21 protein-coding genes and 1 pseudogene are annotated in these 18,574 nt (G+C 71.1%); 11 read left to right on the top strand and 11 right to left on the bottom strand.

What is annotated here, in order from left to right; translation table 11 throughout:
• The first annotated feature begins 250 nt into the window (after positions 1-250).
• Positions 251-1,678, top strand: a complete 1,428-nt coding sequence (locus tag ACU6XJ_RS24700) for a KamA family radical SAM protein (protein WP_476316349.1) — start codon at positions 251-253, stop codon at positions 1,676-1,678.
• Positions 1,679-1,821: 143 nt separating this feature from the next.
• On the opposite strand, the gene ACU6XJ_RS24695 is transcribed toward ACU6XJ_RS24700, so the two are convergent.
• Positions 1,822-2,376 carry a hypothetical protein gene (locus tag ACU6XJ_RS24695; RefSeq protein ID WP_476316346.1) on the bottom strand — a complete coding sequence of 185 codons (555 nt, stop codon included), beginning with the start codon at positions 2,374-2,376 and terminating at the stop codon, positions 1,822-1,824.
• 134 nt (positions 2,377-2,510) lie between these two features.
• Entirely contained in the window at positions 2,511-3,218 is a 708-nt protein-coding gene (locus ACU6XJ_RS24690; protein WP_476316343.1) for a hypothetical protein, read from the bottom strand.
• A 94-nt stretch (positions 3,219-3,312) separates the two neighbouring features.
• On the opposite strand from ACU6XJ_RS24690, the gene ACU6XJ_RS24685 reads away from it, so the two are divergent.
• The gene (locus ACU6XJ_RS24685; RefSeq protein WP_476316340.1) at positions 3,313-3,978 is read left to right on the top strand and encodes a HemK2/MTQ2 family protein methyltransferase; all 666 of its coding nucleotides are present in this window, start codon (positions 3,313-3,315) and stop codon (positions 3,976-3,978) included.
• Positions 3,953-4,171: a CDGSH iron-sulfur domain-containing protein gene (locus ACU6XJ_RS24680; RefSeq protein ID WP_476316337.1), complete on the top strand. Its 219-nt coding sequence runs from the start codon at positions 3,953-3,955 to the stop codon at positions 4,169-4,171. Before ACU6XJ_RS24685 ends, ACU6XJ_RS24680 begins: the two co-directional genes overlap by 26 nt.
• On the opposite strand, the gene ACU6XJ_RS24675 is transcribed toward ACU6XJ_RS24680, so the two are convergent.
• Positions 4,147-5,112, bottom strand: coding sequence for an iron-containing redox enzyme family protein (locus tag ACU6XJ_RS24675; protein ID WP_476318619.1), 966 nt, complete (start codon positions 5,110-5,112; stop codon positions 4,147-4,149). The two genes, ACU6XJ_RS24680 and ACU6XJ_RS24675, sit on opposite strands and share 25 nt — an antisense overlap.
• A gap of 35 nt (positions 5,113-5,147) precedes the next feature.
• Complete coding sequence (locus ACU6XJ_RS24670) at positions 5,148-6,221, bottom strand: carboxylate-amine ligase (protein WP_476318617.1); 1,074 nt, start codon at positions 6,219-6,221, stop codon at positions 5,148-5,150.
• A 228-nt stretch (positions 6,222-6,449) separates the two neighbouring features.
• On the opposite strand from ACU6XJ_RS24670, the gene ACU6XJ_RS24665 reads away from it, so the two are divergent.
• Together ACU6XJ_RS24665 and ACU6XJ_RS24660 are read left to right on the top strand one after the other, a co-directional pair.
• On the top strand, positions 6,450-6,980 hold the full coding sequence (locus ACU6XJ_RS24665) for a hypothetical protein (RefSeq protein WP_476316334.1): 531 nt from the start codon (positions 6,450-6,452) through the stop codon (positions 6,978-6,980).
• Positions 6,981-7,093: 113 nt separating this feature from the next.
• The gene (locus ACU6XJ_RS24660; RefSeq protein ID WP_476316331.1) at positions 7,094-7,555 is read left to right on the top strand and encodes a GNAT family N-acetyltransferase; all 462 of its coding nucleotides are present in this window, start codon (positions 7,094-7,096) and stop codon (positions 7,553-7,555) included.
• 310 nt (positions 7,556-7,865) lie between these two features.
• Here ACU6XJ_RS24660 and ACU6XJ_RS24655 read toward each other — a convergent pair whose 3' ends face one another.
• Positions 7,866-8,342, bottom strand: coding sequence for a hypothetical protein (locus ACU6XJ_RS24655; protein ID WP_476316328.1), 477 nt, complete (start codon positions 8,340-8,342; stop codon positions 7,866-7,868).
• Between the two features lie 91 nt (positions 8,343-8,433).
• Here ACU6XJ_RS24655 and ACU6XJ_RS24650 point away from each other — a divergent pair, with 91 nt between their 5' ends.
• Positions 8,434-9,291, top strand: coding sequence for an aldo/keto reductase (locus tag ACU6XJ_RS24650; protein ID WP_476316325.1), 858 nt, complete (start codon positions 8,434-8,436; stop codon positions 9,289-9,291).
• On the opposite strand, the gene crcB is transcribed toward ACU6XJ_RS24650, so the two are convergent.
• Positions 9,280-9,639, bottom strand: coding sequence for a fluoride efflux transporter CrcB (gene crcB / locus ACU6XJ_RS24645; RefSeq protein WP_476316322.1), 360 nt, complete (start codon positions 9,637-9,639; stop codon positions 9,280-9,282). The two genes, ACU6XJ_RS24650 and crcB, sit on opposite strands and share 12 nt — an antisense overlap.
• Positions 9,636-10,061: a FluC/FEX family fluoride channel gene (locus ACU6XJ_RS24640; protein ID WP_476316319.1), complete on the bottom strand. Its 426-nt coding sequence runs from the start codon at positions 10,059-10,061 to the stop codon at positions 9,636-9,638. The genes crcB and ACU6XJ_RS24640 overlap by 4 nt, the downstream gene beginning before the upstream one ends.
• Positions 10,062-10,340: 279 nt before the next feature.
• Between ACU6XJ_RS24640 and ACU6XJ_RS24635 the strand changes: the two genes are divergently transcribed.
• A complete protein-coding gene (locus ACU6XJ_RS24635) occupies positions 10,341-11,039 on the top strand; it encodes a hypothetical protein (protein WP_476316317.1) in 699 nt (232 codons plus the stop codon).
• 36 nt (positions 11,040-11,075) lie between these two features.
• A pseudogene (locus ACU6XJ_RS24630) lies at positions 11,076-12,005 on the top strand (VanZ family protein); the annotation flags it as partial.
• A 293-nt stretch (positions 12,006-12,298) separates the two neighbouring features.
• Here ACU6XJ_RS24630 and mshC read toward each other — a convergent pair.
• Positions 12,299-13,537, bottom strand: coding sequence for a cysteine--1-D-myo-inosityl 2-amino-2-deoxy-alpha-D-glucopyranoside ligase (gene mshC / locus ACU6XJ_RS24625; RefSeq protein ID WP_476316314.1), 1,239 nt, complete (start codon positions 13,535-13,537; stop codon positions 12,299-12,301).
• 125 nt (positions 13,538-13,662) lie between these two features.
• Here mshC and ACU6XJ_RS24620 point away from each other — a divergent pair, with 125 nt between their 5' ends.
• A complete protein-coding gene (locus ACU6XJ_RS24620) occupies positions 13,663-14,517 on the top strand; it encodes an arylamine N-acetyltransferase family protein (RefSeq protein ID WP_476316311.1) in 855 nt (284 codons plus the stop codon).
• Here the strand turns inward: ACU6XJ_RS24620 and ACU6XJ_RS24615 are convergent.
• Complete coding sequence (locus ACU6XJ_RS24615) at positions 14,507-15,454, bottom strand: MBL fold metallo-hydrolase (RefSeq protein WP_476316308.1); 948 nt, start codon at positions 15,452-15,454, stop codon at positions 14,507-14,509. The genes ACU6XJ_RS24620 and ACU6XJ_RS24615 overlap by 11 nt on opposite strands.
• Before the next feature lie 268 nt (positions 15,455-15,722).
• On the opposite strand from ACU6XJ_RS24615, the gene ACU6XJ_RS24610 reads away from it, so the two are divergent.
• Positions 15,723-16,520 (top strand): GNAT family N-acetyltransferase, encoded by a 798-nt coding sequence (locus ACU6XJ_RS24610; protein WP_476316305.1) that lies wholly within the window; start codon positions 15,723-15,725, stop codon positions 16,518-16,520.
• Here the strand turns inward: ACU6XJ_RS24610 and ACU6XJ_RS24605 are convergent.
• Entirely contained in the window at positions 16,517-17,317 is an 801-nt protein-coding gene (locus ACU6XJ_RS24605; protein ID WP_476316303.1) for an SCO1664 family protein, read from the bottom strand. The two genes, ACU6XJ_RS24610 and ACU6XJ_RS24605, sit on opposite strands and share 4 nt — an antisense overlap.
• Before the next feature lie 9 nt (positions 17,318-17,326).
• Complete coding sequence (locus ACU6XJ_RS24600) at positions 17,327-17,902, bottom strand: DUF3090 domain-containing protein (RefSeq protein ID WP_476316300.1); 576 nt, start codon at positions 17,900-17,902, stop codon at positions 17,327-17,329.
• Positions 17,903-18,122: 220 nt separating this feature from the next.
• On the opposite strand from ACU6XJ_RS24600, the gene ACU6XJ_RS24595 reads away from it, so the two are divergent.
• Positions 18,123-18,539, top strand: coding sequence for a hypothetical protein (locus ACU6XJ_RS24595; protein ID WP_476316297.1), 417 nt, complete (start codon positions 18,123-18,125; stop codon positions 18,537-18,539).
• Positions 18,540-18,574 lie beyond the last annotated feature (35 nt).

Raw genomic sequence — 18,574 nt, 5'->3', positions numbered from 1 at the left:
CGGCGAGGTACACGCCGACCACGTCCATTCCGGCGGCGGGATACGACCCGGCGAAGGGCCGTCGCGATGCGGGTCGGCACGGCGACCCGGTGCGACCGCAGCAGTGCGGACACCGGTATCCGGGCAGCTCAAAGCCGCTGCGGCCACGCTCGTCGCCCACCCTGCCCACAGAGCGGGCAAACGGAAGATTTACGGTTCCGTGCCCGTATGGCAGCATATCTTTACGCGACCTTGAGGGCGAGGAGCAAAGATGACCGCAGTCCATGAGGCGGCCGGCACGGTGGCGGACGCCGTCGCGGAGGCCTTCCACCAGCCCTACGAGTACTCCCGCCGGGAACTCGTCGAACCGGACTGGCGCCGGTTCCCCGGCTGGCGGGATGTCACCGACGCCCAGTGGCGGGATGCCCAGTGGCAGCGCGTGCACTGCGTCCGCAACCTGCGCCAGCTTCGCGCCCTGATGGGGGACCTGCTCGAGGAGCGGTTCTACGACGATCTGCAGAACGATCAGCGCGAGATGGCCACCATGTCGATGCTCATCCCGCCGCAGATGCTCAACACGATGGCCGTACACCAGGCCGGGCTGCCCGGCACCGAGGCGCCCACCGAGCCCGAGTCGTTCACCGCCGCGTTCTACGCCGACCCCATCCGCCGGTACATGCTGCCCGTGCGCAGCGATCGCGATCGGCGCTGGCCCAGCCACCCGCACTCCGAACGCGACTCCCTGCACGAGGCGGAGATGTGGGTGGTGGAGGGCCTGACGCACCGCTATCCGACGAAGGTGCTCGCCGAGTTGCTGTCCACCTGCCCGCAGTACTGCGGCCACTGCACGCGCATGGACCTGGTCGGCAACTCCACCCCGCAGGTCGCCAAGCACAAGCTCGACCTCAAGCCGGTGGACCGCCAGGACGCGATGATCGACTACCTCAAGCGCACCCCCGGTGTGCGCGATGTGGTGGTCTCCGGCGGTGACGTCGCCAACGTGCCCTGGCACCAGCTGGAGGCGTTCCTGATGCGCCTGCTCGACATCGAGACCGTCCGCGACATCCGGCTGGCGACCAAGGCGCTCGCGGGCCTGCCGCAGCACTGGCTCCAGCCCAAGGTCGTCGAAGGCCTGGAGCGGGTGGCCCGCACCGCGGTCCGCCGCGGGGTGAACCTGGCGATCCACACCCACGTCAACCACGCCCAGTCGGTCACCCCGCTGGTCGCCGAAGCCGCCCGCGCGGTGCTCGGGGTGGGGGTGCGCGACGTCCGCAACCAGGGCGTCCTGATGCGCGGCGTGAACGCCACCCCGGACGCGCTGCTGGACCTGTGCTTCGCGCTCCAGGGCGAGGCGAACATCCTCCCGTACTACTTCTACATGTGCGACATGATCCCCAACGCCGAACACTGGCGGCTGGCGGTGTGGGAGGCGCAGGAACTCCAGCACGCGATCATGGGCTACCTGCCCGGCTACGCCACCCCGCGGATCATCTGCGACGTCCCCTATGTCGGGAAACGCTGGGTGCACCAGGTCAGCGAGTACGACCGCGAGTTGGGCATCTCGTACTGGACGAAGAACTACCGCACCGGCATCGAGGTCGACGACGCCGACGCCCTCGACCGGCGCTATCCCTACTACGACCCGATCGCCACGCTGTCGGCCCCCGGCCAGGACTGGTGGTCCGCCCGGGAGTCCTGAGGCCATCCCGGGCACGTCCGCACCGGAGGGCCGAGATAAAACCCGTGGGCGGCGACCGCATGCCACCGGTCGCCGCCCACGGGGCTCGAAACGGACGGGTGCGGCATCCGCTCGGGGCGAATGCCGCATCCGTGGGGGTGGGGTCAGCCGGCTTGCTGCTGGCAGGCCCCGTTGCCGTTGTTCTCGAACGCGTCGCGGCCACCGTCGAAGGCGCCGCCCGCGGCGGCACCGCCGAGGACACCGCCCTGCTCGCCGAGGACTCGGCCGATCTGGCCACCGATCTTGCCCGCCTCGGCGGCGGCGTCTCCGCCGTTCTCACCGGCGAACGCGCCGACCAGCGCGCTGGCCAGCGCCGAACCGCCTGCCTCGCCCGCGGCGCCGCCCGCCTTCTTCCCGAGGTCGGCGCCGACGACCTCGTTGCCCTGGGCGGTGCCGTTCTGGATGCCGGTGAAGCCCGCCTGCGCCCCGCAGTTGATGCCGCCCGCGGTGGCGACGGCCCGGTTCAGAAGCTGCTCGAACAGGCCCCCGTCGATGGGGGCAGGGGCGGGCTGGGCGGGGGCGGCCATGGCCGGGGCGGCGGGCAGCAGGAACGCTCCCACCACCATGGTGCTGCCGATCGCGATACGCAGGGGGTTCGTCGAAGCGGATTGCGCGCGGTGGCGGCCGCGCCTGCCGGTGTCAAGGCTGTGACGACCCATGAGGGTGCTCCTTTGGGTGGGCTGATCTGGAGAATTGCCTCCGCATGCGCGCTCCAACGCCGCGGTCACCTACTCAAACGACAATCCGAGCCCGCACGGTTCACAGGAATGTGCGCTACGGCGCAGAAGAGACGTCACCAGGTCCACAGATCCGGCGAATTGCCCAGATCACGCGCCAAAGCGCGGCGACCCAGGCGGGAGCGGGCGTAGGCGCGGCGCCGGATCTCGCCGATCCACTCCGGCACCGGCGTCAGCGCCGGGTGCACGTTGCGGATCGGGTCGAAGGCGATCGCCGGGTTGTGCTGGTTGGCCACCGGCGCGAGCACCTCCAGCCGCGCCACCTCGCGCCAGCCCCCGAACACCGGCGCCGCCAGCACCGTGAAGGACAGGCCGTCGGTCGCCACCGCCTCCCACACCGCGGCCACCGAGCCGATCGGCTTGCGGCCGGGCCGGTCGGGCACCGCGCCCAGGTGGTAGAGGCGTCCCTCGAAGCGGAACGGCAGCAGGCTGCTGTAGGCGGCGTTGCACCAGTGCCTGCTGGGCAGCGGCAGCCAGCGGGTCGCCATGCTCACCCCGCTGGAGGCCAGCAGCAGGTCGAACAGCCCGCCCGGGGTGTCCGGGTGGTCCACCCGCATCGCCAGGCCCAGGACGTCCGGGTAGGACCGCGGCAGGCCGCCGCCCTTGGACAGGCGCACCACCACCCGCTCCGAGACGCCGGGCGCCAACAGCAGATCCGTCAGGGGATGACGCACCCGCTCCGGCGGCACCAGCCGCCCCCCGCACAGCACCCCTATCGGGTGCAGTGCCCGTGCCGAACGCCACCGCGCGATCGTGCCGAACAACCCCTGCTCACCTCCCTGTCCCGCCCGGGCTACCCCGCGGGCCCCGCCCTCATCCTCCGAGTTTGATCCACCACAGACGAGGTACGTCCTATCAGTGATATTGCTGAGACCTCCCGGCGTCTACCCGCCACAGGCTGATACCTGGTTGCTCATCGACGCGCTGCGCACCGCGGCGATCCCCGCGGGCGCCCGTGTGCTCGACATCGGCACCGGCACCGGTGCGTTGTCCGTGGCCGCATTCAAGGCGGGTGCCGCCGAGGTCACGGCGATGGACGTGTCCCGGCGCGCGGTGTTCGCCGCCCGCCTCAACACCTTCCTGCGCGGCCTGCCCGTGCGGGTGCTGCGCGGCGACGGCTACCGCGCGGTGGTGGGCCAGGAATTCGACCTGATCCTGGCCAACCCGCCCTATGTGCCCAGCGCGGAACCCGACCTGCCCACCGACGGGTCCGCCCGCGCCTGGGACGGCGGGCTGGACGGCCGGACCCTGGTCGACACCCTGTGCGTCAACGCCCCGGACATGCTCGCCGTCGGCGGCACCCTGCTGATGGTCCACTCCGGGCTCTGCGGCGCGGAGGACACCCTGGACCGACTGCGCGACGGCGGGCTGAAGGCCTCGGTGGTCGCCCGGCACATCGAACCGTTCGGGCCCGTGCTCACCGCGCGGGCGCCGATGTTGGAGGAGCGTGGGCTCATCGAGCCCGGGCAGCGGCACGAGGAGTTGGTGGTGATCCGCGGTGACCGACCCGATCCGGCAGGCTGAGCAGCAGGATCGCCGCGTCACCAGGGTGCCCGGCGGCCCCATCCTCATCGAGGGGCCGGTCGAGGTGACCGACCCCGACGGCAACACCGTGGTCTCCGACCGGTTCCTGGTGGCGCTGTGCGCCTGCCGTCGCAGCAAGCGCTACCCGTTCTGCGACACCAGCCACCGTCAGCGGGTGCGCAGCGAGGACTGACCGCGCCGCCACGAGCCGAGCATCCGCTCGGCCAGCCGCGCGTCAAGCACCTCGGTGGCCTGGATGCCGAACACCACGTCCGCCGTCAACTCCGGCTCCCGCGCCACCAGATCCCCGATCACATCGTGACGCATCACCTGCTCGTGCACGGCGTCGGCCTCGATGTGCTCGGTGTAGAACTCCACACACGCCGGGTGCGCGCCCAGCCGCCGCAGCGCCTGCGCCACCCGGGTCACGCTGGGGGAACTGGTGATCTCCACGGAGGCGAACTGGCCCACCAGCGCGCCGCGCAGCGACCGGTGCAGCCCGAACATCGACATCATGTTGACCAGCGCCAGCGGTTCGGCGGGCACGTCGTCGAGGTAGTGCAGGTAGTCCGGGCACAGTCCGGCGCCCGCCATCAAATCCGCCCAGAGCTGGGAGTGCATGCGTTCGGCGCGGCCGCCGCCGTACTCGTCGAACTCCACCGCCACCAGCGCGGCCTTGGCTTTGCCGGTCAGCCGCGGGATGGCCCAGGCCTGCGGGTCGGCCTCCTTGAGGTGGTAGACCGAGCGCTGCACGAAGTACTCCCGCACCTGCCACCACTCGGCGTCATCGCGCAGGTGGTGGGACACACCGCCGCCGGGGACGTGTTCGATCAGCAGCGCCTCCAGTTCGGCGTCGAGATCGCTGCCGCCTTTGACCTCCTCGCGCAGCGCCGACAGGAAGACCCGTTCCATGGCCGCCCGGAACCGCAGCAGTTCCGGCTGCCACTCCCACCCGGCGTCCACGCCAGCGAAGCCCTGGTAGTGCAGCTCGTAGCAGGAGTACAGGGCCAGCGCGAGGTCCTCGCCGAACGGCTCGGCCCGCACCGCGGGGTAGGGCCGGTCGGCGGGTTCGGCGGTCAGCGCCGCCACGACGGCCTCCGACAGGGGGCCACGGGGCTCGGGCAAAGGTGCGATGTTCACACGTCCGGGGTTACCCAGCGCCGCGACGATCACGCCGGGTAGGTGGCCTCGGCGAGCATGTCGACCACCGCGGGCAGACCCCGGTCGGCGGCGCGGAGTTGCCGCACGCTGCCGGTGCCTTCGGTCAGCAGCCAGTCCAGGTATTTGTGCACCAGCGGCAGGTCGCCGGTGTCCTCCAACGCGGGCCGCACCCAGTCCAGCATTTCCCACACCAGGTCGACGGCGTCGACGGTGGTGTGGTGCACCGGGTGCACGGCGTTGCCGCGCAGGCCGTGGCGGGCGGCGGACCACACGGCGGCCGCGGAAAGCTGATCGTCGCCGAAGGCGGCTTCCCGTCCCGCGGCGAGTTCATCGAGTGCGGTGCGGACCAGCGCCCGCGACAGCGCCGCCTGCAGCACCGCCTCCTCCACGGTGGTCGCCGCGTCCGCGGCGCGGAACTCGACGGTGGGCACATGGGTGGACAGCCGCGCCAGCCAGGTCGTCATCCGGTCGTCGGGCAGCGCCCCGCTGTCGACCAGCCGCGTGATGCTGCTGTCGTAGTCGGCGAGCGAGGCGAACCAGGGCGGCACGCCCACGTTGGGCAGGCGGACCATCCGCATCATGCGCCAGCTTGCGTAGCGGGTGTCGCGGCCCTGGTCGAACGGCGAGTTGCCCGACAGCGCGAGCAGCGTGGGCAGCCAGGGGCGCAGGTGGTTGAGCACGGCGACCGCGGTGTGCCGGTCGGAGACTCCGATGTGGACGTGGCAGCCGCAGGACTCGTAGTCACGCAGCACCCACGCATACATCTGGGCGATCTTCTGGTAGCGCTGGTCCAGAGTGGTCGGCGGGGTGACGGCGTCGATGACGGGCAGCCCCACCGAGATCAACGCACAGCCGTTGGCCTTGGCCGCCGCGGCCAGTGCGCCGCGCGCCCGCAGCAGCATGCCCCGCAGCTCCTCCAGCGACGTGCAGGGCCCGGTGGCGGCCTCGACCTGGCTGCGGATGAACTCGGTCTGGAATTCCGTGCGCTCGACCTCGGGTGTCGCGTCGAGCACCTGCCGCGCTCTGGGCACGGTTTGGCCGTTGTCGGGGTCCACGAGGAGGAACTCCTCCTCCACGCCCATGGTGAAGCCGTCGGCGATGTCCACCGTCACCGGATACCCGCCGCGGGCCCGCCGCACAAGTCGACCGTCCCCCTGCTGTGCTTTCGACCACAGCCAGTAAGGTGATCTTGGCGGGGTGATCGGCAGTAACCGCTGGTCCATCCGCTCGTTAGGGTGACACGAGCAGGAGAAGCATAGGTTCGGGCTATCGTCTTGAAGGGCGATTTCGGGTAAAGCGGGGAGGCGGGTATGACCGGTCGGTCGGTCGATCCCGGCTGGCGGCCCGCCCCCGATGCCCCGTCCCGTTCCCGTCGAGCAGGTCTGCCGGGGCGCAGACCCAACTTCGTCGTGATGGTGGGTGGGACGGCGATCGTCACCGCCACCCTGTTCGCCTCCATCGCCACCGTCTCCAGCCAGTACGCCAACCCGCGCTCCGGCCACGGCGACCCGGGGCAGGCGCCGACGGAGTCGGCCACCTCGGCGACGCCCGGCCCGTCCGTCCCGGTCTCGGCTTCGGCACCGCCCGCCGTGGTTCCGGTGAAGACCGTGCAGGACGCTGCGCCCCGCACCACGGTGTTCACCGACCCGGACGGCAGGCCCACCACGGTGACCCTGCCCAGCAGACCCACCACCTCCACAGGCACTTCGAAACCCACCTCGACGGGTTCGCCCTCGCCCACGACCACGTCGTCGGAGACGAGCACGACCGTGCCACCGCACTCCAACGCCACGGTGCCGCCGCAGCCGTCGCCGACGGGAAATTCCCTCGACCCTCGGTGAACCGGCCGGCTAGCCTGGCAGGCATGTCACATCGACATTAGAACTCCCGAGCACCTCCTCCGCGTCTCGCGTCGATCAGGCACGTCCACGACCGAGACGAGGAGAAGACACCGATGATGGAGATACGGCGGATCCGCGAGGACGAGGGTCCGGCGGTGGCGCTGCTGTGGGACCGCATGTGCCGCGAGATTCCCGACGGCGGTCCGCTCGCGCCCGAGGGGCTGCGGCGGATCGCGAACATGCTCAGCGCCTGCGCGTGGCACGACCGCTCGTTCTGCCTGGTCGCCCTGTGCGATGGCCGCATCGTGGGTTTCGCGAACGGCACCTTGGCCGTCGGCGACGGCCTGCTGCCCGGAGCGGTCGGCGAGATCGAGAACTGCTTCGTGGTGCCGGTGGCCCGCAGGATCGGCATCGGCGGCGCGTTGGCCGATGCCGCGTTGGCGTGGCTTCGGGAGCGCGGCGCGCACATCATGCGGCTGGAGATCTGCGCCGACGACGACAAGGGCAAGGCCTTCTGGGCGTCGAAGGGTTTCGAGGCGGACATGGTCTGCATGTCCCGCTACGAACCCGCCTGACCACCACACCGGTGGGGGTGAACCTCAGGTTGAGGTTCACCCCCACCGGGCCTGCTCGGATACCTCCCAGGGCCGTCCCTTCGCGGCACCGAAATGCGGTGGCGCCGGCGGTCTCACCATCGCCGCGGGGTTCGGGCAACGCTCACCGCTGTGGGTCAGCGCTCTGCTGGTCGCCGCCGCGTTCGTCACGGCGGGCCTCGCCTACGCAGCCCGGCGTATCCCGCGGCGGGAGCGGGCACGTGGTCCGGAGCGGCCGCGGGTGTGACCATCGCACCGGCCGCCGGGACCCTCCGGCGGCCGGTGCCGCGTGCTAGGGGGCAGGGGTGTCGGCGGTGTCGAGCGCCGACTCCAACTTGGCGATGTAGGCGCGGACGATGTCGCCGTAGGCATCCTCGTCCAGGGCGTCGAGACAGTCCTTGGCCAACGCCAAGTGGTGGCGGGCCCGGTCGCGGTCGCCGAGCAGCAGGTGGTCCTCGGCGAGGTTGGCGTGCAGCGACGGGTAGAACCCGCGCAGGCTCATGCCCGGGTGCAGCCGGTGCAGGCGCTCCTCGGTGAGCTCACCCGCGGCGTCCAGCGCCACCTGGTCCCAGTGCAGCTTCCGCGCCGGGTCCTCGTGCAAATCCGCCAGGTAGTGGCCGAGGGTGCAGCGGTAGAGTGGATCACCGTCGCCGCCCACCTCGGCCCAGATCGCCAGCAGGCTTTCCCGGGCCGCGGGCGGGTCGCTGCCCTGCAGCATCATCGCCGCGCCGATACGGTTCATGGTCTCGTCGGGACCAGGATCGGTCATGGTGTTTCCCCCTTGTGGTGGTGCTCCCGCCACGCTAGGCCATGGCCCCGACAATTCGGTTTATTCGTGCGGTTTCACCGGGAGGGTTGGCATGCAGGTGCGCAAGATCGGGCAGGTCGAGGTGTCGGCGATCGGTTTCGGCGCCATGCCGCTGTCGGTGGTGCGGCGCCCGGACCGGCAGCAGGCGATCGAGACCGTGCGGGCGGCGCTGGAGGCGGGGGTGACGGTGATCGACGCCGCAGATGCCTACTCCCACGACGACAGCGACTTCGGGCACAACGAGGAACTGCTCGCCGAGGCCCTGCGCGTCGCGGGTGGGCCGGAGGTGCTGGTGGCCACCAAGGGTGGGCATACCCGCGGCCCCAACGGCGAATGGAGGGTCGACGGGCGGCCCGAGTACCTAATGCGCGCCTGTGAGGACTCGCTGCGCAGGCTGGGGGTGGAGGCCATCGGGCTCTACCAGTTCCACCGCCCCGACCCTCGGGTGCCGGTCGCCGATTCGGTGGGGGCCCTGGCGGACCTGCTGGAGCAGGGCAAGATCCGCTACGCCGGGGTGTCGAACTTCGACCCGGAGCAGATCAAGGAGGCCAACGAGATCCTGGGCGGGCGGCTGGCCTCGGTGCAGAACCAGTTCTCCCCCGCCTTCCGCAGCAGCGAGCCGGAACTGCGTTTGTGCGACGAGTTGGGCATCGCGTTCCTGCCGTGGTCGCCGCTGGGCGGCATGGGCGAGGCGGGCGCGCTCGGTTCCCGGCACGCGGTGTTCGCCGACATCGCGGCCCGTCACGGCGTCAGCCCGCAGCGGGTGTGCCTGGCGTGGATGCTGGCCAAGTCGCCGGTGGTGATCCCCATTCCCGGGGCATCCCGCCCGGAGACGATCCGCGACTCGGCCGCGGCCGCGGAGCTGGAACTGTCCCCTGTGGACATCCACGCCCTGGATTCAGCGCAGTGACGACGCGATCAGCACGCCTGCGTAGGCCGCTGCCAGCCCGGCGGTGAGACTCACGGCCACGTTCACCGTCGCCCGGGTCCGCGCGCCGTCCCGCAGCAGGCACACGGTGTCGTAGCCGAACGTCGAGTACGTGGTCAGCGCCCCGCAGAACCCGGTGCCCAGCAGCGCGGTCCACCCACCGCTCGCGGGCATGGCGAGCAGAATGCCGAGCAGCAGCGAGCCCGCCACGTTGACCAGCAGGGTGCCCCACGGAAACGCCGCACCCAGCCGGGCGGCCACGGCGCGGTCGAGCAGGTAGCGGGCGGGTGCGCCCACGGCGGCGCCCGCCGCGACCAGCAGCACGGTCATGAGCGGCTCCGCGCCGCGAGCCGCGCCAGCGCCGAGCCCGCGACCACGCCCGCGAGGGCGGCCGCGGCGGTGCCCAGCAGGTAGAGCAGGCCGATGCCCGGTGTGCCCGCTTCGATCAGGGCCCGCGCGTCGGTCATGGCGGCGGAGAAGGTGGTGAAGCCGCCGAGCACCCCGGTGCCGAGGAAGGGCCGCAGCAGCGGTGGCCGGGGTCGCCGGGCGAGCAGCGTCATCATCGCACCGATCAACACGCAGCCGCCGACGTTGATCAGCCAGGTCGCCCACGGCCAGCCGCCCGGCTGGTGCGGCCACACCTGCCCCAGGCCGTGTCGGGCCAGCGCGCCGAGGACTCCACCGGCGGACACCGCGGCCACCACGACGGCCGGATGCGCGGTGCGAGGGGCATGCGCCGGGGATTCGATCACCAAAGAAGGGCCTCCGCGAAGACTGCGAAGAGTCACTATAGGAGCGGGGTTTCACTCTTTTCAGAATGTGTGACCGGACGCGCGCGTATCGGCCAAAACTGTCATCTGCGACTGTAGAGCCGGGGTTTACCTGTGGTTTAGATTCGGGTGGATCCATGACGCCGGTCGCACGTGCGTCACGAACCTTGCGCGGACTTAACATGGCGCTCACGCTTCAACCAGAGACCTCACCCGAAAGAGTGAGGACGGTCCCGGTCCCCTGCTTATCCGGAGCCCTTCATGACCCGCCGAGTGCTCGCGGCGGTCGTACCGCTGATGTGCGGTCTCGGCCTGCTGCTCCCCGGCGCCATCGCAGGCGCCGACCCGGGCGACCACCCGGCCGCACCGCCGAGTTCCACCGCACCCTGCCCGCACCCGGGCGCCGAGCCCACGGCGAGCTTCGCCGACTCGCAGGGCGACCCCTACGGGGTTGCCCCGACCGGCCCGCCGTGCGAGTCGCAGTACGGCATCGGCATCCTGCCCTGGCCCCCACCACCGCCGCCGCCGTGGCCGACGTTCACCCCTCCCCCGCTGACCACCCGGCCTGCCCCGCCCCCGGTGGTCACCCGCACCCCGGCCCGCCCGGTCGCACCCGCCGCCGAGTCCCCGGCCAAGGCCAGGGTCTACCGGGAGCCGACGCCGTTCACTCCCAGGTCGACGACGTTTTTGCCCGAGACGCTGCCCGCCAAGGACACCCCGGGCGCGGTGGCGCCGTCGCTGGCCCAGCCGCCCGACGTCTACGGCGCGCTCGCGGCCTCGCACCGCTACACGGCGCTGGAGTCGGGCTGGATGATCGCCCTGGTGCTCTCGGCGCTGCTGGCGGCGGGCTGGTTCATCCTGCTGGTGAGCGTGCCGGATATGCGCGGCCGCGACCCGTTGGACCAGGGGCTGACCGCGCTCAGCCTGGAGGCTGACCCGGAGGATGAGCCCGCCGGATGACGCGAGCGCCCGGGTGCGGGCGGAAAACTCTTCCCCGTGCTCTCCGCCGCTCATCTCACTTCCCTGCGCACCGGCCTGCTGGTGTTCCTCGCCGTCGGCGCCCTGCTGTTCCTGCCGGTGATCTGCTGGCACTACGCCCGCTTCGGCCGGGTCGAGCCGCGCCGCTCGCTGATCCTGTACGCGGGGCTGCTCTACGGGCTGGTGGCGGTGGCGCTGGTGTTCATGCCGCTGCCCGACCCGGCGACGGTGTGCATCGACCAGCAGGTCACGCAGCGGCGGCCGTTCCAGTGGGTCGGTGACATCCGCACCGAGATGACCAAGCACGGTCTGCACGGCGTGGGGGCGGCGCTGGGCACGAAGGCGTTCTTCTCCTTCGCCTTCAACATCGCCCTGTTCGTGCCGTTCGGGGTGTTCGTGCGCCGCGCGTTCCGGCGGGGCTGGGCGTGGGCGGTCGGCGGCGGGGCGGCGGTGTCGCTGCTGTTCGAACTCACCCAGCTCACCGGCAACTGGGGCATGTACCCGTGCCCGTACCGGATCTTCGACGTCGACGATTTGATCGCCAACACCGGCGGCGCGGCGCTGGGGTGGTTGATCGCACCGGCGATCCTGGTGGTGCCGAGGCTGCTGCCCGCCGCGGAGTCGATGGTGCTGCCGGGGGTGGTGAGCGTGCCGCGCAGGCTGGGTGCGCTGGTGCTGGACTTCATCGCCTGGGTGGTCCTGATCTTCGCCGGGTACGCCGTGCTCGGTGAGGTGAGCGTGGCGGAGGGCGGTCTGCTGGTGGTGGCCGCCGCGCTGGGTGTGCGGGTGGGGCTGCCGTGGCTGACCGGCGGGTTCACCCCCGGTGGGTGGCTGCTGCGGTTCCGGGTCCGCACCGCCGACGACCGGCCCGCCGGGCTGGGCCGGATCGCGCTGCGGGAGGCGCTGGGCCTGTTCGGGCTGTTCGGCTACCTGGTTCTGTTGCCGGTGGCCGCGGCGGTGCTGCTGCGGGTCTCCGGGGTGGACGCCCGCCGGTTCGTCAGCCTGGAGTCGGTGCAGATCCTGGTGTTGCTGGCGCTGCCGATCGTGCTGGTCGTTTTGATCGGGGCGGTGCTGGTGCCGGCGTTCCGGCGCGATCAGGTCGGCTGGAACGAGTCGCTGTCCGGAACGCGGTGCGTCCCGGTCCGCCACAGCGGTGGTGAACCCCCGCTGACCAGCGCGGACAGCGGGAGTACCACACGTGTAGTCACTGATTCACATGAAACATCAACAGAGGGTGACCGTCACAGGTCGACGCCGAGCAGCGCGTCCACCCCGGACCGCACCAGCGCGGGGGCGGCGGAGTCCCGGCCGGACCTGGTCAGCGCCTCCTCGGCCCAGGCGTCCACCGCGGCCAGCGCCCGGGGGGTGTCGAGATCGTCGGAGAGGTGATCCCGCAGCCGCACCAGCAGGCTCTCGGCATCCGGCCCGGCATCCAGCGACACGGCCTCCCGCCACTTCGCCAGCCGGGCCTGGGCGGTGCCGAGCAGGTCGTCGGTCCAGGCGCGGTCGGTGCGGTAGTGCCCGGCGAACAGCGCCAGCCGCACCGCCATCGGGTCGACCCGGTCGGCGCGCAGGCGGGAGACGAACACCAGGTTGCCCTTGGACTTCGACATCTTCTCGCCGTTGAGGGCGATCATGCCCGCGTGGCTGTAGTGCCGGGCGAAGGGGTGCTCGCCGGTCAGCGATTCGGCGTGCGCCGCGCTGTATTCGTGGTGCGGGAACACCAAATCCGATCCGCCGCCCTGGACGTCGAAGCCCATGCCCAGCCGGTTGAGCGCGATGGCCGAACACTCCACGTGCCAGCCCGGGCGGCCCGCGCCGTGCTCGGACTCCCAGGAGGGCTCGCCGTCGCGGGCCATCCGCCACAGCAGCGCGTCCAGCGGATGCCGCTTGCCCGCGCGGTCGGGGTCGCCGCCGCGCTCGGCGAAGAACCGCAGCATTGTCGGCTCGTCGTAGTTGGACTCATACCCGAACCGGCCGGTGGCGCTGTGGTCGAAGTAGATGTCGGGGTAGCGCTCGTCGTCGACCCGGTAAGCCGCGCCGGAGGCCATCAGCTTGCCGATGGCCTCGACGATCTCCGGGATCGACTCCACCGCGCCGACGTAGTCGTGCGGGGACAGCACCCGCAGCGCCTCCATGTCCTCCCGGAACAGCGCCGTCTCCCGCATGCCCAGCACGACCCAGTCCTCCCGGTCGCGCTCGGCGCGCTCCAGCAGCGGGTCGTCGATGTCGGTGATGTTCTGCACGTAGTTGAGGTCGTGACCGTTGTCCAACCAGATCCGCTGCACCAGGTCGAACGCCAGGTACGTCGCCGCGTGCCCGAGGTGGGTGGCGTCATACGGCGTGATGCCGCAGACATACAGCCGGGCGGTGGGGCCGGGGGTGGTGGGACGGATCTCCGCGGTCGCGGTGTCGAACAACCGCAGCGGACGGGGGGTGCCGGGAAGCCTCGGCACCGGTACCGACGACCAGGTTTGCATACGCCTGACTCTAATCCGCTCGTGAGGGGGCTCTGGAGGTGTTCCGTGGCTCACAACAGGCATGACGTCACGATCTATTCCCGTTGATCGGGGTGACCAGTCGACGGCGACTGTCTGGAGGGGACATGGACGACGACCAGTGGCAGATCGACACCTTGGACCTGTCCGCCTATCTGGCGAGAATCGGCATAGCGGCTGCGCCACAACCGGATCTCGCGGGTCTGCGGTTGTTGCAGCGCTCGCATCAGGAGGCGATCAGCTTCGACAGCGTGACGTCCTTCCTGCACGACCCGGTCAGCCTGGAACTGCCCGACCTTCAGGCGAAGCTGGTGGGTCGGCGCCGCGGCGGCTATTGCTACGAGCAGAACCTGCTCTACTCGGCGGCGCTGACGAGGATGGGCTTCTCCCTGACCCGGCTGCTGGGCAAGGTACTCATCGGCGGCAAGCAGCCGTGGGAGATGGGCCGCACCCACATGGTGAGCCTGGTGCGTTTCGGGGAGCAGCAGTGGATCTCCGATGTGGGGTTCGGCGGAGTCAGCCCGCACGAGCCGGTGCCGCTGGAGGACGGCGCCGAGGTCGAGCAGGACGGCTGGCGGTACCGCGTCGAGTGGGTCGACCGGTGGTATTGGCGGCTGCTGTTCCACGACGGGCAGCGCTGGGAGGTGATGTACCAGGTGCCGATGGTGCCCACCGACCGCATCGAGTACCGGCACGCGAACTTCGTCACCACGAACTGGCCCACCTCGGGCTTCCGCAACAACCTGGTGGCCGCCCGCCCCAACGGCAAGCGCCGCATCCAGTTGCGCAACACCGAGTTGACCGACACCACCTCGGACTGGGCCTCGCAGACCCGTGTCCTGGCGCCCGCGGAGGTGCCGGGTGTGCTGGCGGAGGTCTTCGACATCGACCTCACCGCCGACGAGAGCAGCCGTGTCGTGACGCGGCTGACCGAGAATCCCCAGGGCGCCGTCAGCGGCTGAGCAGGGCGGACGCGCCGACGGCGAGGTCCAGCAGGTCCTCCGGGGCACGGCCCGCCTCCGCCCAGGCCTGGCGGGCCCGGCGCAGCGGTTCCAGTACCGGTTCGGCGGAGAGGGCGAAGGTGCCCCAGTGCATCGGCGCCAGCTTCGCCGCACCGACGTCGGCCGCGGCCCGCACGGCCTCCTCGGGGTTCATGTGGACGTCCTTGAGGAAGGCCCGCGGCTCGTAGGCGCCGATGGGCAGCATCGCGACGTCGATGCCCGGGTAGCGGGCGCCGATCTCGGTGAACCAGTGGCCGTAGCCGGTGTCGCCGGCGTGGAAGAGGCGGGTCTGGTCGGGGGCGGTGATGATCCAGCCGCCCCAGAGGCTGCGGCAGGAGTCGAACAGGCCGCGCCTGCTCCAGTGGTGGGCGGGCACGAAGTCGAAGCGCAGCCCGCCGACCTCGGCGGACTCCCACCAGTCCAGTTCGATGACGTTGCCGAACCGGCGGCGCCTGCACCATTCGCCCAGGCCCGCGGGCACCAGGAGGGCGGTGTCGCGAGGCAGCCGGGCCAGGGTGGGGGCGTCGAGGTGGTCGTAGTGGTTGTGGCTGATCACCACGGCGTCCACCGGCGGCAGCGCGGACCACGGGACGCCGACCGGGGTCAGGCGGGGGCGGACGCCGGGGATGCGGCGCGACCACACCGGGTCGGCCAGCACGCAGCGTCCGCCGGTGCGCAGCACGAACGACGCGTGGCCTGCCCAGGTGATGCCGGTCTGGCCCGGGTTCACCGGCGGCAGGTCCTGCTCGGCGACCGGGATGTTCGCCGCCTCGGCGAGATCGGGCCGCAGGCCGCCGGAGCGCAGCAGCTTCAGCGCCTCGCGCGCCGAGGGCAGCGGCGCGGTGAGCCGGTCGGAGAAGGACCGCGGCCAGCGCCGCGCGGGAACCACCGAGGTCATAGCCCCCAGAATGCCAGACCCGATCGAGGGATAACGATTACCGGCGGTTCATGAGATGATCACTGAGTAGGCGAGATGACCCTTTGTCCATAAATCAATAAGGTGATTTGTCGACAAATCGACAAGGAGTCGGGTTCCCTTCGCGTCGCGGCGTCCCTCCGGCCGGCACATCCGCCGCCGATCCTGCGTGCCGCGCGACCATGCACCCCGAAGCGTCGCCGACGAAAATCGAGCGCGTCGCGGCACCCGGCGTGGTAGGTGTGCTCCGGTGGACACCAAGATCGCCGACGTGCTCGACCGCATGGAGCGCAACCTCGCCGAGCACGCCTGCCACCTGCACCGCGACCGGCCCGGGATGACCGTCACCGAGACCGACGACCTCGTCATCGGCGACAGCGGGCTGCACGACGACACGTTCAACATCGTCGCGACCGCCCGCTTCACCGCGGCGACCGCCGACACCCGGATCGCCGAGACCGTCGGTGTGCTGACCGCGACCGGGCGGCCCTACTCCTGGTGGGTCGGCCCCGCATCGACCCCGCCCGACCTGTCGGCGCGGCTGACCCGCGCGGGGTTGCCCGTCACGGAGTCCGAAGCCGCGATGTGGGCCCGGCTGGACCACATCCCCGACCAGCCGCCGCCCGAGGGCCTGGAGATCCGGCAGGTGCGCACCACGGGCGAGTTGGCCGACTACGCCACGGTGCTCGCGGCGCTGTGGGACCCGCCCGCGGCCACCGTGCGCCGCTTCTTCACCGAGGCGGGCACCGCGGTCCTGTCCCCCGAGTGCCCGGCCCGCTATCTACTGGGCTACCACCGCGGCGAACCGGTCTGCTCGGCCGAGGTGTTCCTGCACGCCGACGTCGCGGGCATCTACAACATCGCCACCCTCGCCGCGCGGCGGCGCCGCGGATTCGGCGGCGCGATCACCCTGGCCTGCCTGCGCACCGCCATCGACGCCGGTTACGACACCGCCGTCCTCCAAGCCTCACCCGAGGGCGAACCGGTGTACGAGCGGCTGGGATTCCACGCCTGCGGCCGCTTCGTCGAGCACGCGATCCGGGGCTAGAACACCGGCCACGGAATCGCGGGCCACTCCCCGCCCGGGGCGGGGAACCTGCCCTCGGCGAGGAACCGGGCGATGCGGTCGTCGAAGGCCTGCAGCTCCTTCTTGGTCAGGTGCTCGGCCAGCTTCTCGCCGAGACCGTCGTGCAACCCGGCCCGCAGCCGCTCCAGCAGATCGATGCAGTCGGCGGGCAGCGCCTCGCCCAGCCAGCCCCACAGCACGGTCCGCAGCTTGTCCTCGGAGTTCAAACACACCCCGTGGTCGACGCCGTAGACCGTGCCGTCGCGGGAGCGCAGCACGTGCCCGCCCTTGCGGTCGGCGTTGTTGATCACGATGTCCAGGGCGGCCAGCCGTCGGATCGCCGGGTCGTCGGCGTGCACCAGCAGCGCCGGGCTGCCGTGGCGGTCATGGGCCCGCAGGACCGTGCGCCACCCGTCGGGCACCTCCGCGGGCGGCACCACGTCGACCAGCGCGGAATCCTCGTCGGTGTCCACCCACAGCTGAACCATGCCTGCACCGAACGGCCCGTCCCGCAACACCGTCGGCGGCACCAACCCGAGCCCGGCGGCCTCGCTGATCAGGTAGGTCGCGACCTCGCGGCCCGCGAGCGTGCCGTCGGGAAAGTCCCACAGCGGACGCTCACCACGGACCGGCTTGTACACGCACTCGGCTTCCAGGCCGTTGCCGGTGATCGTGCAGAACAGGGTCGCGTTGGAGGCGTCGACCAGCCTGCCCTGCACCTCGATCTCACCGCTGCGCAAAAGCTCGCCCGCCGCGTCGTCACTCAGCCGTACCCCCACGAGACCAGCTTAGGTCTCGGGGGTCTCGCTGCGCCGGTAGCCGTTCTGCCGCGGGCAGATGTGGCCCTCGGAGTCCAGCGGCTCGCTGCACAGCGGACAGGGCTTGCGCCCGGCGGCGACCACGCGCTCGGCGCGTTCGGCGAACGCGCGGGCCTGCAGCGGGGTCAGGAAGACCCGCACGGCGTCGGGGCCTTCCTCGGTGTCGTCGAGGACGACCGATTCGTCGATCTCCTCCTCGGTGGTCGCCAGCAACTCGATCACCACGGCGCGGGTGTCGGCGTCCCAGCCCAAGCCCATGGTGCCGACGCGGAACTCTTCCTCGACGGGCACCTCCAGCGGCTCGGTGTCCACGGTGCCCTCGGGGGCGGTCGGCGGCGGCACCTCGGCGCCGAACCGGCGCGCCACCTCCTCGAGGAGCGCGCCGATACGGTCCGCGAGCACGGCCACCTGCTGTTTCTCCAGCATCACGCTGACGGTCCTTGCTTCCTCGACCGCCTGCAGATAAAAGGTGCGCTCGCCTGGCTGCCCGACGGTTCCGGCGATGAACCGTTCGGGCTGGCGGAAGACATGAATGACACGGGCCATAGCACTACCGACCCTAGAGGACGGCCAACGCCGAAGCAGGGCTATCCCGAGGAAATTGGGCCCACGCCACTACGGTAGGCGTTGATCGCTAGGCCGAACGGTATGTGATTCACGCCGCGATACCTCGCGCCGGTCACGTTCCGCACCCTACGGTTCACCGTTGCGCCACCGCGGCGCAACGAGTACGGCGTCGGAGTCGTTGAGACTGGGTCCGGTCGCGATGGGGATGGAGGCACAGCAGGTGGCCAAGTGGGTCCGAAGCGAGTTCGATGAGCGAGAACATGCCGTGGCCGAGGACGGCGGTGGCGATGTGCTCGTGGCGGAGTTCCTCACCGATCACGACACCGTCGAGGACACCGGCCCCATCCCGGCCATCATCGAAGCGGTCGAGGCGCTCTGCGGTGCCCGCCTGACCGTCTCCAGCGGCCGCCACGCGGGCAAGGCCGCGCGGTGTGAGCGGTGCGTGATCGTCGTCCGCGCCAGGGAGACACTGCGGGATCTTCCCGACTTCGACGACGAACCCGAGCGCTCCGGCTGGTTCGGCCGCCTGCGCCGCACGAAGAAGACCGACGCCGCCCGCCCCACCCCGGACACGCTGCCGCGCTACTCGCTGCGCGCCGAGTCCACTGTGGATTGAGTTAACGGCTATTGCGGGCGCAGGTACGCTCGCAG

This window comes from Actinorectispora metalli (assembly GCF_056323685.1).
Note: the sequence above shows the minus strand (reverse complement) of the source record. Positions and strands in the feature narration are given on the sequence as shown.